This is a genomic window from Arsenophonus nasoniae, assembly GCF_004768525.1.
Lineage (GTDB): Bacteria > Pseudomonadota > Gammaproteobacteria > Enterobacterales > Enterobacteriaceae > Arsenophonus > Arsenophonus nasoniae.
This window is the reverse complement of record NZ_CP038613.1, coordinates 20,066-36,537: the sequence shown is the minus strand read 5'-3', so window position 1 is coordinate 36,537 and position 16,472 is coordinate 20,066. Positions and strand designations below refer to the sequence as shown.

Here is a 16,472-nt window from a genome sequence, read left to right as displayed (position 1 = left end):
CGGTAAAGACGTGGATGATAAAAATGTTGAGCACCTTTTAGCCTTTTTCTGTAACTTATCCAGTGAATCGTCTTTCTCATCTCTTTTTTTAAAATCTGTTTACAGGTTTAAATATGAGGTATTAACAGTGTCAACTTAATGTCTTATATTCTGTCAACTGTTATAGCTGGAGTATTAATCAAATGATTAGATTATAATTAAATTAAAAAATAATAGTTCGAAATAGTGGTAAAAATATCAATTTATTATTTAATTAAAAGAACACTAAATATGCTGTAATACTTACGGTGTCAAAGATCTCGGAAAATAGATCATTTCATTCAGCAATACTCTTGAATATGATCCCGTTAACTTTACAATTCAAAGTCCTCGTTATTATTTTATCACCTCTTATCTTGTATATGATAAGAGGTTTTTTTTATCATATATAGAATTATATTTTTAATATATTTAATAAAACTATTTAATGTATGCTATTGATAGGCAATTTCAATTTCATTTGCTAAAATCGCAATCCCTTGCTCTATTTTTTCCAGTGGTAGAATATAGTTCATTCGCATACATTGATGGGCATGAGGCCAATATTGATTAAGTCCTGGGAAAAAATAATCTCCTGGCACCATTAATACACCGCGTTTTTTAAGACGTGAATAAAGTGTTTGACTATCAATTGGTAAATTTTTAAACCAAAGCCATAGAAATATTGCGCCTTCAGGTTTATGGATCAGGCAGCGACTTTCTGGTATATAACGGCGAATAATTTTTATGGTTTCAGTAACGCGTTGTTGATAAAAAGGTTTTATTACAGTTTGTGAAAGTTTCAATAGATCATTACGTTTTAGGATCGCTTGCATTAATGCTGGGCCTATACTACCGGGGGATAAACTAATGATGCCATTCATGTTACTGATCGCGCTGATAATAGTTTCGTTTGCAATAATAATACCGCAGCGACAGCCAGGTAATCCTAATTTGGATAGGCTCATAGATAAAATAATATTTTCATTCCAGATTGGTGTTGCTTGATTAAAAATAATACCTGGAAAGGGAATACCATAAGCACTGTCAATCAAAAGAGGAATAGCATGCTGTTTGGCCAAAGTATCTAATTGCATCATTTCTTCATCGGTAATGACATTTCCAGTCGGATTGGTGGGTCTGGAAACGCAAATGACACCAATATCATCGGTTATTTTCAGCGATCCAAAATTAATTCGATATTTAAATTGACCACTAGGCAGGATATCAATTTGCGGTTTATTGGCAACAAAAATATCATCATCAAGTCCAGTATCGGTATAGCCAACATATTCTGGTGTTAAAGGGAAAAGAACTTTTCGTTTTATTCCTTGTTCACAACGGCCTGCTAGGATATTAAATAGATAAAAAAAAGCACTCTGACTGCCATTAGTTAATGCGATATTTTTAGCGCTAATATTCCAGCCAATTTGCTCATTTAACGTATTTGCTAATCCTTGCAGCATGGCATCTTTTCCTTGTGGGCCATCATAGTTGCATAAGGCTTCATTGAGCTGGCCGCTTTTAGCCATATCTATCAATAATTGCTGAAAATATTGATCCATTTCAGGAATGTGTGCTGGGTTACCATCACCGAGCATAATGACATCAGGTGTGCGTAAGCCCTCATTTAGATCTTTCATTAAAAGAGAGATGCTCGATGAACTGGAAAATTTTTTACCAAATTGTGAATGTATCATGCTTTTCTTCATAACTATGCAAAGGACTAGTAAACAAACCAGCATACTATTCTACTGAAATTAATAGAATAATGGCTTGGTTAACAAATTAATTACCAGATATTATAAATTTTTTATATTTATGTGATTATAAATTTATCATAATGATATTTTTATTACTCGTTTTTTTTCTGCCGGCAAATACAATTGCTTAAATGGTCGTTAACCATACCGGTTGCTTGCATAAATGCGTAACAGATGGTGCTACCAACAAATTTAAAGCCACGTTTTTTTAAGGCAAGAGAAAGATGTTTAGAGATAACGGTATCAGTAGGTATTTCACTTTTATGTTGCCAATGATTGATTTGCGTTTTTCCATCGACAAATTGCCAGAGAAATTGGCTAAAATCCTCACCTGATTGGATCATCGTTAAGTAAGCTTGGGCATTGGTAATGATAGCATTGATTTTCATGCGATTACGCACGATACGGGGTTCTTGCATTAGACGATCGACATCCTGCTGAGTCATTTTGGCAATTAGAACGGGATCAAATTGATAAAAACAGTCACGATATAGCCAGCACGTTTTTTCAAAATAGTATACCAAGAGAGACCGGCTTGTTGACCTTCAAGGCAGAGCATTTCGAATAATCTTTGACTATCTTTTTCTGCTTTTCCCCACTCTTTATCATGATAGGCAATATATTCCTCATCGGTAGTTACCCAATGGCAACGTATTAGTGTCATTTTTTTATTACTCCTATATGAGGTATCGGATATTGATAAGTTTATGATAGGAATTTTAATCAGTATTGCTATTACTTGGCATAACAATAATATCGGTAATTTTTCTTTAAGCTATGGGATGGTATTAAACAGGTAATGCATTTGATTGCGGAAAATAGCTATTTTAATCAATTGAGAAATAGGTAAATTATCATTTATTTTAAATTTTATAAGGTTGACAATGCAATATTTAAACAAGTTTATTAGTACATTTTATTATGATCATTTTTAGTGGTTAGTAAAATAATATTGATTTTATCATTTAAATGTTAAAGTTAATCATGTGTTAGTTAATTAACCTATTTATAAACAAAAGGTTATAATAAATACATCACCTGCGAAATTAACAATTGATTATTTTAATTAAGATTATTTAATTTATTTTTTGTTATTTTAATATTTGATAAATGTAATTTGAGCTTGTTTAGCTAAAAACATTTTTTTAAATTGCCATTCAATAACCGCGGTTGCTCCTTGTGCTTTGAGCTTATTTTTAACCATAAGCCAAAAATTGACATTATCGGTATAAATAATAATTTTATAGGCGTTAGCGAGTGCATAATAATAAACAGGAGATGCTTGTTCAGCGGTGGCAGGAAAAAATGTCGAATATTGCCATTTTTGGCCACGATCAGAAGAAGCGTTGAGCTGCTGAATATGACTAATGTTCAACAGAGCTGAACGGTTAAATTCACCACTCTTTTTGTTAAGATCAATCAATGCTGACTGTGGCTGTGAAGTGCAGCTGGTTAGCATTAATAATGTCAGTATTAAAAATAATATTTTCATGTTAAATACATCTATTTATGCAACTTTAATTTAACGGCTTGCTTCTGACTAAATCATTTTTTAGTGCAATATTTTATTCTTGATCAACGAACTAAGGCCTGTTATATCATAAGGCTTAGTTAATTACCTTGATAGAGAATGAGTGAATAAATATCATATCTTACTATGTTACTATTTGGAAGCGAGTGTTTTTGTGAATTGAGTTAGCTAAGTTGTACCAAGCCATTAGTGAGTATTAATAGCAATAAAACCTAGTGTAAATTTATTAGTAATAAAACCAAATAAATATTGGTTCTTGTGACCTCTTGCGCTCCCCAAAATAGTAGATAATTGGCTACTTAGGTTGAGTAAAATAATACACTATATTAGCGTTTTTTATTATTCCATGACGGATTTGTAAAAGTTGGCAAGCTGCCTATTTGGCGCTAATTTACAAATTAACTAATATAATTAACTTTTTGATTTGAAATAACATTTCTTATCTTATATCAATTTTATTACATGATTTTGTTGAATTGACAGTGCCTTGGATCATTGTATTTAAGGTTATATGGATATAAGACAAATTTAGTCGCAATTGTTGTCATTCATTTATTATTCTATTTTTATTTATTTTTCATTAATTTTTAACAAAAAATTAACAATAATTTTTGAAAGAATATATAATAAAAAATCCATTATAATTTATGTAATTTTAAGGTAAATATTAATGAAAGTAGCGTCTAATGCTTTTAAACTTAATTATATTTCAGTGGATGATAAAGTTAGTAATAAAAAGGAGTTATTTGAAAAAAATAATAATCAAGAAATACTTAATGAAGTAAATTCAGGCGTTGTCAATTTAGATGAAAAAAATGTTAATACTAATAATCTTTCTTTAATAATAAATCAGAATATTAGTAAAGAACGAGAAATTAGAGAAGCAAGTTTACCAAAGTTTCATAACTCAATTAAAATTGATAAGCTAATAAATTTAATTATAAAAATAATATTAATAAGCAAATCGATATAAAAAATACTAATGAATATATTGAATTAAAAACGGAAATTTATAAATTAAGAAAAAAAATATCAAACGATAAAATATTAGCTTCAGGATTAGAAGACCTAACTAATGTTAATAATTTATTAAAAAAAGAGATACAAGCACATGAGTATGATGCGGCTATTTATTCTAGGCTGTGTCCCTTAATTGCGTAATCGGCGGTAAAACAAGCGAATGCAGCCCAGTTTCACCATTGCTAGATAGTTTCTTGCCGTTTTTTCATAACGTGTAGCGATCCGGCGATATTCCTTTAAACGGCCAAAACACCTTTCCACAACGTTGCGATGGCGATAAGCATCACGATCAAGTTGCGAGCGTCCATCTGAAGCCAGTTTTTCATTTGATTTTCGGGGAATAACCGTTTTCATCCCTTTTCTTTTCAACTCGTTACGTAGCGCATTCCCAGAGTAGGCTTTGTCAGCCAGTACCGTATGACCACGACGCTTCATGCTGCCGTTCTGGCGTTGCACGCCAATGCCGTCCAGGAGTCGTAGCGCGAACAGGCTTTCGTGAGCCTGCCCAGCACTCAGTACGATGTTTAGCGGGATGCCGCTTCCGTCAGTCGCCATGTGGATTTTGGTGCCATAACCACCTCGTGAGCGACCCAAGCTGTTATCGTCGGTAATATCGGGATGTTTTTTTGAGCACCAGCCGCACATTTGAGAGCACGAATATTACTGCCATCCAGCGCAATGGCTGACCAGTCAACCAGTTCATGAGCATCAAGAAATGAAAGCAACTTATTGAAAATAATGTTAATAGTTCCATCCTTTGACCATCTGTTGAAACGGTTATAAACGGTTTTCCATGGGCCGTAACGTTCAGGTAAATCACGCCATGGGGCGCCTGAACACAGTATCCAGAACATGCCGTTGACGATTTTGCGATGTTCTGCCCACGGCCGACCGACCCGCGAAGATGTCAAAATGGTTGGCAACAAGGGCTCAATGATTGCCCATGCTTCATCAGAAAGATCGTAGCGAGCCATAATTCAAAGTATCGTAGAAACAGATGGATACTATAGCTCAAGCAATTAAGGGACACAGCCTAGGATTTTAAATTTAGCACAAGAATCGACAACGATAAATCAAATATATAATATGGGGAATCAAATAAATTCAGAACCTCTATCTAGCATAAAGGGTAAAATATATGAAATTGCGAATATTATTTTATCATTTAGTGATATAAATGAAAACGAAAGTGAAGAAAACATTAATAAACAAAAAGAAATATTAATTAAAAAGTTAGATGATTTTCTTATATCAATAGATTCTTCACATTTGTTAGTTGAAAATCAATTTTTAAATACTGTGGAAAATGATATTAACAATAAGCTCAATAATATATCTTCTACACCGATTAGATTTGAATTAAATAAAATTTATCAAGAAGTAATTAACTCTTATTTTGATAAAATTGATATTAATGAACAAAGGGAGCTGCTAGTAAATATTCACAAAATAAATATTGTTACTCGGCTATTTAATGAAAAATATCGTTTTAATCAAAACAGTGATAAACATAATTTGCCAATTGAAGTTATCAGTGTTTATGCATTATGGTTACTTTATTCTATCTATGAGACTGACCAACATGCTTTTGGTAATTTATCCATAGAAGATGTTGTTAATACAGAGATAATATATAATTATATTGATGATAATAACAATATTAAATTTGATACTTTTAATATTTTTGAATATTTAACACGACATATTGAAGAAATTAACTCACCTTTAATAAATAAAAAGAATATTAATATAAAATTCCCAACAGAATATCGTGCTGAATTAATTAATTAATTAATTATTTGAATGAGGAAGCAATAAATTTAAAGAAACAAGTTGATATGCTAAAAAGTATTGATTTATTAAAACAAAAAAAAGATAAGTTACTAGAAAAAATGCCACATCTGGAAAATTATTTAGCAAAATATTTAGTCCAACAAAGTGAAAAATATAATATTAATCATACCTCCTTAGATGATCTGGTCACATTTTACTATAAATCTTATTCATTTAACCCAGAAGTGGAAAGTCTGCAAAAGTATTATTATCCTCCGATCGAAAAAACGTACACTGTGCGCGATATTTTATTAGGCAGAGAGCGAAAATGGTTATCTGAAAATCTAGATTATAAATTAGATGAAGTGTTAGGTGCGATATATCCTGCTCAATATACAAAACCACTTATTAATAAAATAAATTCTGCTAATATTCAAAATAGTTATATTGATGAAATGGAAAAAATTAAAAAAAATGATGAGATAAAAAAGCAGTTTTATGACTATTTAGAGCATGTATTAACCACTTACGGTAAAAAAGACGTTTTATACTACTTAGTGGAAAATAGCCCGGGATTGTTAGTATTTCCTGATAAAGATCGCGGACCTGTTACTGGTATTGATAAAACTATTAATGGCATTAATTCAGAAAATACGCCTGTTGCGGTAATATCCATTTTTACCGGTGAATGTCTTCATTATCCTTCATTCCGTGATTTTAAACGAGCAATTACTAAAAGTGAAAAGTTAAAATCATGGGCAAATTTTCATTTTGATAATTATAGCGAGCTTGACCATTCAAAACTTAAATTAAATAGAGAAAATATAGACTACTCTTTTTTATTTGAATCTATTATCGATTTTAATATAAAAAAAAGCAGATATATTAATCAAAACACACACTGAAGCGTTACTTATTGAATTATTTAGTCGTTTAGAAAATATAATATTTCTTTACTCTCTTTTTTCTATTGCCATGGGCCCTGTAACAGGGTTTATATACAGTTCTATTTTGGCTGCATCACCAGCATTTATGAAAGCAGCAATTAGTGATAAGGAAGAGGAATATAAAAATTATTTAAAAGAAGGGATAATGAATGTTTTAGCCGAAATTGCTGGTACTGTTACATCAGAGGTTATAACAAGATCCCTAACGAAAGTAGTTAGCCTTTATTCAGAATTTAAATTTAAAAGAAGAGTAATTCATTATGATAAAAAGGGGATGACAAGACTAATTCATGATTTTCAAAAAGATCATTTTGATATGAAGATTACTTTGTCACCAGAAAAAAACGAAAATCGAGTTTTATTGGGAGTTGAAGAAAAGTTCAACCCAAATAATCTGACCGCTGATATTCCGGCAGAAAAGTATTTAACTGAACTACATTCAAATCCCTCAATTGCGAAAAAAATTGATGAGCCAATTACAGAAGATGATTCATCAATAACTGCTATTGCGAAATATATGCACGATCATGACATGATAGATATTAGATATCGAGGGGTATCTATTTGGAATAATGCACAAGATGAAAGTCCTATGAATCATTTAACTGTAGTTGGCAAAAAAGATAATAAGGAATATGTTTTTGACTTAACTGCCCATCGTTTTAAAAATATTGACAACTCATCTTTAGATGGCCCACTTATTTTAGAGGAATCCATGTGGGAAAAAAGATACCGTGAAGCTTTCCCTAAAAAATTAATTAAATATAAAGATTTTGCTGGTGAGCAAATGGCTGTAGCAAATTTTAGATTATATTTCAATCAATCTGCTATTGACATTATTGACGTTATTGAAGGTACTAAAACATTAAACTCACCAGATTGGTATATAAAAGAACTAACAACAAAGACTGATATTAATCCTACAATTAATTATATAATTAATAAAAATCCACTTCTCAATGTCGTTCATGCAATTGAACTTCATGGTACAACTTATAAAAATAATTGGGAATATATTAGCGATGTATTATATCGTTCTCATAAAATAGATGAACAATATAAGGAGCCATTAATTCGTGGATTATCAGCAATAGCGCGAGATTCAAATGCTAAGAATATCTTTGATCCATCGATGCGTATATTGCGTAGTTACCGGCAAGTTAGAAGCATGAATGACTTAATACAAGCTAAAGCTGGAGAAATTTTATTTTTTTATACTGAGAACGACAAATTGGTTTATATGTTAGTGAGCTTAGGCAATGGCCTATTTAGTGGTAATAATAATAGTAAACTAGGCGCTTATCTCAATAATAGTAATAGCATTATTATGGCAGAACAGATTGGTAACTTTGTCGATGATAAAATAGAGCGATATGCTCCAGAATTAGGTAAATTAAAGGTATATGCAGCCCAGCCATATGGTAGCACATTGCCCCAAAACACGATTAAAGACGTTGCTCTGGAAGCTTTAAAAAAAGAATCAATCGACTCAGAGTTACCTGAGTTTATGACTCGAATTTTAGGCGATGCTCAAGAGTTAACATCTGAACAAATAGCCGTCTTTCAAGAAGATTTGCGGGCAATCTTAACGGCAGACAATAATAAAACCAGTGTTAGTAGTTTGTTAACAAATATAAAAAATATAGACAATGTTACCCAATTATCAGCATTGCCATCGGGTCGATTGATATTTTTTTATAACTCGGATTACAGTTTAAAAAGTATGATGATAAGCCTAGGAGAAGGGAAATTTGTTATTAGTCAAGGTGATCATATAGGTTTAGCGACAAAGCAATTGCATGATATTGTTTCAGTTGATCAATTTGCCCGCGTTGCGGGTGGTAGATTTAACTATACAAATATTGTTACTGGTACTATTAATTTACAACGTATAAGGCAAAAGACGCTATTAGGTCAGAATTCAGTTTTCAATTTAGAGGGAAATAAATTATTTATTAAGCCGCAGGGAAGACCTTCAATTATAAATTATATGGATTCTACCGAGTTAAGTAATATTATTGAAGGCTTAGCAATAAAATTATATGGCCTTAATAATTGGCAAAAAGTAGAGACCATTGAGTTACAATCTTGCTTTGGTGGATTAGGTTCAATTCCTTCCGGTCAAGTGATAGCACATAAATTAGATAAAACAGTAATAGTGCATGCCTTTTCCATCGAAAAGGGTTTTGTGGTAAAAAATTATGAATCAGCACCAACACCTAAAATATATGAAGCTGATGTTTATCTTAGTGATGATGATTTAAAGTTAGCCATGCAACAAAGTCTGGCAAATAGCGAGTTTTGGCAACAATTAATACTATTATTTAAAAACTCAGATAAATTAATAAATAGAGTAAACGATAACAAATTTGGATTGAAAGATGTATCAGGGCATCTTGTTTTTGATATGGCAAAATTAATTTTAAAAAAAATGGACTTAGATGATTTTTTATCTTCGCATCCAGAATATTATGGATTTAATGGTAAGGAATTTAATGATATTTTTAGGAGACTAAAAAAGATACTTGATTCTACAGAAGTTACTAATTCAGTCCAATTTGCTGAATTTATAATGAACCTCATTTCATTTAATAAATATTCATACACTATAGCAGATAAGTTTCTTAGCTCAAATCTATTAGCCGTTGAACTTATAAATAAATCCTTAGAAAATGATTCGTTAAAATAATATTGAATTATTTTAATTGATACATCGTTTATATCTTTTTTACTTTTAATATTTATTAGGAGGAGTCATGATTGAAAATTATCTAACTAAAACTTTTTCATCATATTGTAAAAAAATAATGGAACAACTTAATTATCAAAAAAGGGGATATGAGATCAAAAAAAATGAAAAACAATCTTATGATTCCTATGCAGCAAGTGAAGAGATATTGAATTCTAAAATAGCGGATAATACCACTAGTTTACCATTTAAAAAGGTTGTAATAACCTATTCATTTGGAGGTTATAACGGTAATTATGAAATTAGTTCCGTGCCAATTGAACAACAACGCTGGTTTAGCGAAGCTTTAGATGTTTGGTCTGATGTTGCTAACATTAAATTCACTTTGGTACCTAAAGTTACTCCTAGTAATATTTGCTTTAGAATTTCTTTGCACAAACCAAATGGATAAATTTCTTATTTATCAAACCAAGATATGCATTTAGATAGCATACCTTGTGTTTTTGATTTATATAAACATAATGATATATTACAACCTGAAAAGGGCAATTATGGTCAAATGGTACTAGTCCATCAAATTGGCCATGCGCTCGGTTTATCTCATCCTGGAAATTTTACTAATATCGCTTCTGATATTTATTCACCCGACTATTTGCAATGGAAAAAAGGAAGGTTAAGTTTTTGGAAAGAGGCGCGTTACCTTGAAGATACTCGCCAATATACGGTGATGAGTAATTGGAGTGAAAAATATACTAATGCTGATTTTCACGGTGCTTATCCTTATACCCCATTGATAGATGATATATACGCTATACAGCAGTTATATGGTGCTAACATGGAGGCGAGAAAAGAAGATACGGTATATGGATTCAATTCAAATACAGACAAAGATTATTATTCAATAAAAGCTAATGATAAAGTTGCTATTTTCTCTATATGGGATGCTGATGGTAATGATAGCCTTGATTTTTCTGGTTATCATCAAGATCAAAAGATAAATTTGAATCCTGATTCATTTTCTGATGTTGGTGGTTTAAAAGGAAATATATCAATAGCAAGAGACGTAATTATTGAAAATGCAATTGGTGGAAAAGGAAATGATATTATTATTGGCAATGCGTCTAATAATATTATTAAAGGTGGAGCAGGTAGTGATATTATTTATGGTGGTATGGGGCAAGATACACTTTGGGGTGAAAATAATATAGAACTATCCGCATTAACTAAAAGTATAGCCGCGATTCTTTCTTATACTTTTTTTACGCTTCCATATCAAAAACCTCAACAACCTGAACAGATAATAACAACCAATAATCTCAATAAATTACTTTTTCCTTTCTCAGAAAATGAAACACCGACTTCTAACGTTTTTGTTTATACTACTTTTGCAGAATCATTACCTACATCACCTGATATGATAATGGATTTTCGCACAAATAAAGATAAAATTGATTTGTCGGCGATTAATGTCCGTCATAATATTGCCCACAAAGACAAAAATTTTATTCATTTTGTGGAAAAATTTCGCGGTGTTCCTGGCGAAACCGTCATATCTTATAATGATAAAGACCATTTTTACCATGTTAGTATCAATGCTGATGATAATTTAGAGCCAGATTTTGTCATTAAAGTCGCTGCTGATGCTGTCGTTGCCAGTGATTTTATTGTATAAATCCTTACTCGCTCATATGAATATTGCCGAACAAAAGTATTGTAATAAGTAAAATTAGAAAATACCGCTTAATTGATAATGTTTGAATTAATTTTCAACGCTAATGATTAACTAATAATGGGGTTAATCAATCAGCTAACTTAAAATTATCAAAGATTTATACAGCTGTTTTTTCGCGTCAAATAACATCAATGTATAATCGATGCTGCATATCTGTTCGCCAAAGGGTATACTGAACCACTTTTTTAAAATCACAATCTATCTATCGCGCGAATCTAAACATGCAAAAGTTCGATACCAAAACCTTTCAGGGATTGATCCTAACATTACAGGATTACTGGGCGCGTCAAGGCTGCACCATTGTTCAACCATTGGATATGGAAGTTGGTGCAGGGACGTCGCATCCGATGACTTGCTTGCGGGCACTAGGCCCGGAGCCGATTGCTGCCGCTTATGTGCAACCCTCTCGTCGGCCAACTGATGGACGTTATGGTGAAAATCCAAATCGTCTTCAGCACTATTATCAATTTCAAGTCATTATTAAACCCTCACCAGAGAATATTCAAGAGTTATATCTTGGCTCATTACAAGCATTGGGGTTAGATCCCACGATTCATGATATTCGCTTTGTTGAAGATAACTGGGAAAATCCAACTTTAGGTGCCTGGGGTCTTGGTTGGGAAGTTTGGCTAAACGGGATGGAAGTCACCCAGTTTACCTATTTTCAGCAAGTTGGTGGTTTGGAGTGTAAACCGGTTACCGGTGAGATCACCTATGGTCTTGAGCGCTTGGCTATGTATATTCAAGGCGTTGACAGTGTGTATGATCTACTCTGGTCTGATGGCCCGTTAGGAAAAACAACCTATGGTGATATTTATCATCAAAATGAAGTTGAGCAGTCGGCTTATAATTTTGAATATGCCAATGTTGATTTTCTATTCAAATGTTTTGAAGAGTATGAAAAAGAAGCACAATATTTATTGTCGCTAGAAACGCCACTGCCTTTACCCGCTTATGAGCGTATTTTAAAAGCTGCCCATACGTTTAATTTATTAGATGCCCGTAAAGCGATTTCAGTTACTGAACGGCAACGTTATATTTTACGTATTCGCACCTTAACTAAAGGGGTTGCAGCTGCTTATTATGCTGCTCGTGAAGCACTGGGTTTTCCAATCTGTAAAAATAAGAACTAAGAGGCTGTCATTATGCAACAGACTTTCCTGGTGGAAATCGGCACAGAAGAGTTACCGCCGAAGGCTCTTCGTTTATTAGCTGAATCATTTGCGGCAAATTTTAAACATCAATTAACACAGGCTGAGCTGCCGCATGGTGAAGTGCTTTGGTATGCTTCCCCCCGCCGGTTAGCATTAAAAGTAACTGATTTGGCCGCCTATCAAGCTGATCGCGAAGTTGAGAAGCGTGGTCCGGCAATTAGTCAGGCTTTTGATGCTAGCGGTAAGCCGACTAAGGCTGCTGAAGGTTGGGCGCGTGGCTGCGGAATTAGCGTTGAACAGGTAGAACGTTTGGTTACTGATAAGGGGGAGTGGTTATTTTATCGCGCGACCAATGAAGGTCAGGCAGCGCAAGTGTTGCTTGGCGATATGGTCGTTAACGCCCTGAGTCAATTACCGATCCCAAAACTGATGCGCTGGGGAGATAAGGAAACTCAATTTGTCCGTCCTGTTCATACCGTAATTATGTTATTAGGTGATCAACTGCTTGAGGGTGAAGTATTGGGTGTTCAGAGTGGTCGCATGATCCGTGGCCATCGATTTATGGGGGAAGCTGAACTTACTATTGATTCAGCTGAGCAATACCCGGCGATATTACGTGAACGTGGTAAAGTTATTGCTGATTATGAAGAGCGTAAGGCCTTAATCAAGCATCAGGCAAATAAGGTAGCACAGCAATTAGGTGGTACTGCTGAATTGTCTGATAGTTTACTAGAAGAAGTAACATCCTTGGTTGAATGGCCAGTGGTATTAAACGCAAAATTTGAACAGAAATTTTTGTCAGTACCTGCAGAAGCTTTAGTCCATACGATGAAAAGCGATCAAAAATACTTTCCCGTTTATGATAAGGTTGGCAATTTGATGGCCAATTTTATTTTTGTCGCCAATATTGAATCTTCTGAGCCCCAGCAAATCGTTGCCGGTAATGAAAAGGTGATCCGTCCACGCCTGGCAGATGCTGAATTTTTCTTTAAAACCGATTGTAAAAAGCGTTTAGAAGAACATTTACCTCGATTGGAAACAGTTTTATTTCAAAAACAGCTGGATTCATTGCGCGATAAAACCGATCGTTTAGAAGTGTTAGCCGGCTGGATTGCGGCTAAAATTGGTGCCGATGTTAATCATGCTACTCGTGCGGGTTTGTTGTCCAAATGTGATTTGATGACCAATATGGTGTTCGAATTTACCGACACACAAGGTGTTATGGGGATGCATTATGCCCGTCGGGATGGTGAGGCTGAAGAGGTAGCGCTAGCAATCAAAGAGCAGTATCAACCTCGTTTTGCTGGTGACCAATTACCGACTAATCCTGTCGCAGTTGCATTAGCACTAGCCGATAAAATGGATACTTTGGTAGGTATTTTTGGCATTGGCCAACCGCCTAAAGGCGATAAAGATCCCTTTGCATTACGTCGTGCGGCGCTTGGCGTGTTACGTATTATTGTTGAAAAGGGTTACGATCTGGATTTATTAGCGTTAACACAGCAGACGGCTCAGTTGTATGGTGATAAATTAACCAATAAAAATGTTATCGATGATGTGGTCGAGTTTATGTTGGGTCGATTTCGCGCCTGGTATCAAGAGCAAGGATATCGCATTGATACTATCCAGGCTGTTTTGGCACGCCGGCCAACTAAACCGGCTGATTTTGATGCCCGTGTGAAAGCCGTTACCCATTTTCGGACTTTGGAAGCGGCAGAAGCACTGGCTGCTGTTAATAAACGGGTTGCCAATATTCTGACTAAGTCAGATGAGAAATTGAATGACAATGTTGCCGCTAGCGTGTTAAAAGCACCCGAAGAGGTCACCTTAGCGGCCCATTTAGTTGTTTTACAAGATAAATTAGCACCATTGTTTGCTGATGGGAAATACCAGGGCGCATTAATCGAACTGGCCTCACTGCGTGAAGTTATCGATGCTTTCTTTGATAATGTGATGGTGATGGATACTGATCAAAAAGTCAGGATCAATCGTTTGACTTTACTGAGCCAGTTGCGTGATCTGTTTTTACAGGTAGCCGATATTTCGTTATTACAGTAATTTACTTACCGATTAAAAATCCCTTGAAGGTTAATTCAAGGGATTTTTATTTATAATTAATCCTTGTCTCTGTTAGAAAAAAAACAGTCATATTATTAAAATTTATAAAAAAATTTTTATCATGACTAATGAGGGTTTTATATTAATTAGTAAATGAAGAGATTTATCACATAATATTTTTAGAAAGATCGAGTTCAATATTGCTATTAGCGTTTCGTTTATGGGGTAATACAAAGCTAAAATCAAGAAATTTACTAGATTTTAGCTTTGTTAAATCGTATTTTGGTGAAGTTAATATAAACTGATTGACAATATATGCGTTGTTTCCCTTTATGGTGACTTTTTGGCTATGATCCATAATTCCGCTATTATAAAATGTCCCATCTTTTATTTCATAAAGACCAATTTTGCTTTTTATTTTAGATTGATTATTAATATCGGCGTTATCGGCAAATATTTCTGCTATTTCTGTATTTTGGATTGTACCATTATTGTTAAATTTTCCATTTCTAATAAGAAAATGGCTATTTTTACTTTTTATTTTTTCTTGATTATCAATAGTTGAATTGATTCCAGTAATGACTAATATTTCAGTATTATTTATAGTACCGTTATTATAAAACTCTCCATTGGTTATTTCATAATGACTATTTTTATTACTGAAAAGTGTACCTGCATTATTAAATATACCATTTTTTATTGTATAATGACTATATTTGCTATTTATTGCTGAATGACTATCAATGGTTAAATTGGCATTTTTAGCTAGTATTATATTTTGCAAGATATCGTCAGTAATATTAATAAATTTGGTCGCATTAATATTATTTATAGTAGTGAAAATATTGCTGATAATATGCGTATCATGAACTGCGATGGTAATATTATTGACATTTAAATGGCTGGATTCTAACGTAACCGATCTTGCCAATAATTGTATTGTTTTAGCATCGGTAAATTTTCCTTGCTTGATATTTTTAAAATGAATGTGTTTTCCTCTTATATTATTAGTTAAGTGATTGGAGGGAATCTTAGTCTCAATTGGGTAAGTAACCAAGCTGACACGATCGGCATTAGTGAAACTACAGTGATTACTACAATTAATGCCATTAGGATTAGCAATAATTAACTGAGGCTTATTATTGCCTAAAATAGCAATATTACCATTAATGTTGGATTTTTCTGCTGAAATTACTTCAGTAATAATAATGTTAGCAGGGTTGTTAGTGGCATTATTAATTTTTATGCCATTTTCACTCACATTAAATTTATCATATTTATTATGAGAAATTTTAAACTGTCCATGAGAAACTGCGGGTAAGATATCAATTGTTAACGACTTATTCACAGAATTTAAATTAATTTTTCCGTTAGAGCTAACAATTTCAGTGGGTTGTTTTAATGGAGTGGAATTATTATTTATCCCAGATAGTTTTGACGCAAATATATTGCCAGAAAATGATATTGATACCATTATTGTTAATAAAGCTAATTTAGGGTTATTGTTTTTTGATAAACGCATGCTATATCCTTATAAAATAAATAATTTGCTATCTATAAATTTTTGGCTAATTTATTTTAACTTTTTTAAAAAGACAATTAATTTTTTTAAAACTTATTATTTTATATAGAATTTATAATATATTTAATGTGTTATTTGTATAATTCAATAATTTGTATTGATGTAAATTATGATCAATGGTGGTTTTATATTAGTGTTAATTATATTATTGTCAAAATAAATTTTCTGTTATTTACTTGCTTATTAAAAAGCATATAGTTGCTTT

12 protein-coding genes and 1 pseudogene are annotated in these 16,472 nt (G+C 32.9%); 8 read left to right on the top strand and 5 right to left on the bottom strand.

The window, feature by feature from the left end:
- Positions 1-473 precede the first annotated feature (473 nt).
- The 3 genes and pseudogenes from ArsFIN_RS00145 to ArsFIN_RS00135 form a co-directional block, all read right to left on the bottom strand.
- A complete protein-coding gene (locus ArsFIN_RS00145; protein WP_026822174.1) occupies positions 474-1,718 on the bottom strand; it encodes a valine--pyruvate transaminase in 1,245 nt (414 codons plus the stop codon).
- 155 nt (positions 1,719-1,873) lie between these two features.
- Positions 1,874-2,445, bottom strand: a pseudogene (locus ArsFIN_RS00140) (DNA-3-methyladenine glycosylase I).
- 432 nt (positions 2,446-2,877) lie between these two features.
- Positions 2,878-3,273 carry a hypothetical protein gene (locus ArsFIN_RS00135; RefSeq protein WP_026822175.1) on the bottom strand — a complete coding sequence of 132 codons (396 nt, stop codon included), beginning with the start codon at positions 3,271-3,273 and terminating at the stop codon, positions 2,878-2,880.
- 709 nt (positions 3,274-3,982) lie between these two features.
- Between ArsFIN_RS00135 and ArsFIN_RS00130 the strand changes: the two genes are divergently transcribed.
- Positions 3,983-4,285: a hypothetical protein gene (locus ArsFIN_RS00130; RefSeq protein ID WP_026822176.1), complete on the top strand. Its 303-nt coding sequence runs from the start codon at positions 3,983-3,985 to the stop codon at positions 4,283-4,285.
- Between the two features lie 176 nt (positions 4,286-4,461).
- On the opposite strand, the gene ArsFIN_RS00125 is transcribed toward ArsFIN_RS00130, so the two are convergent.
- Positions 4,462-5,306 (bottom strand): IS5 family transposase gene (locus ArsFIN_RS00125; protein ID WP_135677396.1). Its coding sequence is split into 2 segments (ribosomal slippage): positions 4,462-4,961 and positions 4,961-5,306, totalling 846 coding nucleotides; the frame shifts between segments, so codons are not numbered across the junction.
- 112 nt (positions 5,307-5,418) lie between these two features.
- On the opposite strand from ArsFIN_RS00125, the gene ArsFIN_RS00120 reads away from it, so the two are divergent.
- From ArsFIN_RS00120 to glyS, 7 genes are all read left to right on the top strand, one after another.
- Positions 5,419-6,123, top strand: coding sequence for a hypothetical protein (locus tag ArsFIN_RS00120; protein WP_026822177.1), 705 nt, complete (start codon positions 5,419-5,421; stop codon positions 6,121-6,123).
- A gap of 8 nt (positions 6,124-6,131) precedes the next feature.
- Entirely contained in the window at positions 6,132-7,010 is an 879-nt protein-coding gene (locus ArsFIN_RS00115; RefSeq protein ID WP_135677395.1) for a hypothetical protein, read from the top strand.
- A gap of 106 nt (positions 7,011-7,116) precedes the next feature.
- Positions 7,117-9,741 carry a hypothetical protein gene (locus ArsFIN_RS00110; RefSeq protein WP_051296948.1) on the top strand — a complete coding sequence of 875 codons (2,625 nt, stop codon included), beginning with the start codon at positions 7,117-7,119 and terminating at the stop codon, positions 9,739-9,741.
- A 67-nt stretch (positions 9,742-9,808) separates the two neighbouring features.
- Positions 9,809-10,192 (top strand): zinc metalloprotease, encoded by a 384-nt coding sequence (locus ArsFIN_RS00105; RefSeq protein WP_051296949.1) that lies wholly within the window; start codon positions 9,809-9,811, stop codon positions 10,190-10,192.
- A gap of 24 nt (positions 10,193-10,216) precedes the next feature.
- On the top strand, positions 10,217-11,413 hold the full coding sequence (locus ArsFIN_RS00100) for a M10 family metallopeptidase C-terminal domain-containing protein (RefSeq protein ID WP_051296950.1): 1,197 nt from the start codon (positions 10,217-10,219) through the stop codon (positions 11,411-11,413).
- Between the two features lie 281 nt (positions 11,414-11,694).
- On the top strand, positions 11,695-12,606 hold the full coding sequence (gene glyQ / locus ArsFIN_RS00095) for a glycine--tRNA ligase subunit alpha (RefSeq protein WP_026822179.1): 912 nt from the start codon (positions 11,695-11,697) through the stop codon (positions 12,604-12,606).
- 9 nt (positions 12,607-12,615) lie between these two features.
- Complete coding sequence (glyS, locus tag ArsFIN_RS00090) at positions 12,616-14,685, top strand: glycine--tRNA ligase subunit beta (protein ID WP_026822180.1); 2,070 nt, start codon at positions 12,616-12,618, stop codon at positions 14,683-14,685.
- Positions 14,686-14,851: 166 nt separating this feature from the next.
- Here the strand turns inward: glyS and ArsFIN_RS00085 are convergent, their stop codons facing one another.
- Positions 14,852-16,207 (bottom strand): filamentous hemagglutinin N-terminal domain-containing protein, encoded by a 1,356-nt coding sequence (locus tag ArsFIN_RS00085; RefSeq protein ID WP_026822181.1) that lies wholly within the window; start codon positions 16,205-16,207, stop codon positions 14,852-14,854.
- Positions 16,208-16,472 lie beyond the last annotated feature (265 nt).

Excerpts from the sequence above, each read along its gene's own strand:
- ArsFIN_RS00145 (WP_026822174.1), bottom strand. The coding sequence starts at position 1,718 with ATGATACATTCACAATTTGGTAAAAAATTTTCCAGTTCATCGAGCATC.
- ArsFIN_RS00135 (WP_026822175.1), bottom strand. The coding sequence starts at position 3,273 with ATGAAAATATTATTTTTAATACTGACATTATTAATGCTAACCAGCTGC.
- ArsFIN_RS00130 (WP_026822176.1), top strand. The coding sequence starts at position 3,983 with ATGAAAGTAGCGTCTAATGCTTTTAAACTTAATTATATTTCAGTGGAT.
- ArsFIN_RS00120 (WP_026822177.1), top strand. The coding sequence starts at position 5,419 with ATGGGGAATCAAATAAATTCAGAACCTCTATCTAGCATAAAGGGTAAA.
- ArsFIN_RS00105 (WP_051296949.1), top strand. The coding sequence starts at position 9,809 with ATGATTGAAAATTATCTAACTAAAACTTTTTCATCATATTGTAAAAAA.
- ArsFIN_RS00100 (WP_051296950.1), top strand. The coding sequence starts at position 10,217 with ATGCATTTAGATAGCATACCTTGTGTTTTTGATTTATATAAACATAAT.
- glyQ (WP_026822179.1), top strand. The coding sequence starts at position 11,695 with ATGCAAAAGTTCGATACCAAAACCTTTCAGGGATTGATCCTAACATTA.
- ArsFIN_RS00085 (WP_026822181.1), bottom strand. The coding sequence starts at position 16,207 with ATGCGTTTATCAAAAAACAATAACCCTAAATTAGCTTTATTAACAATA.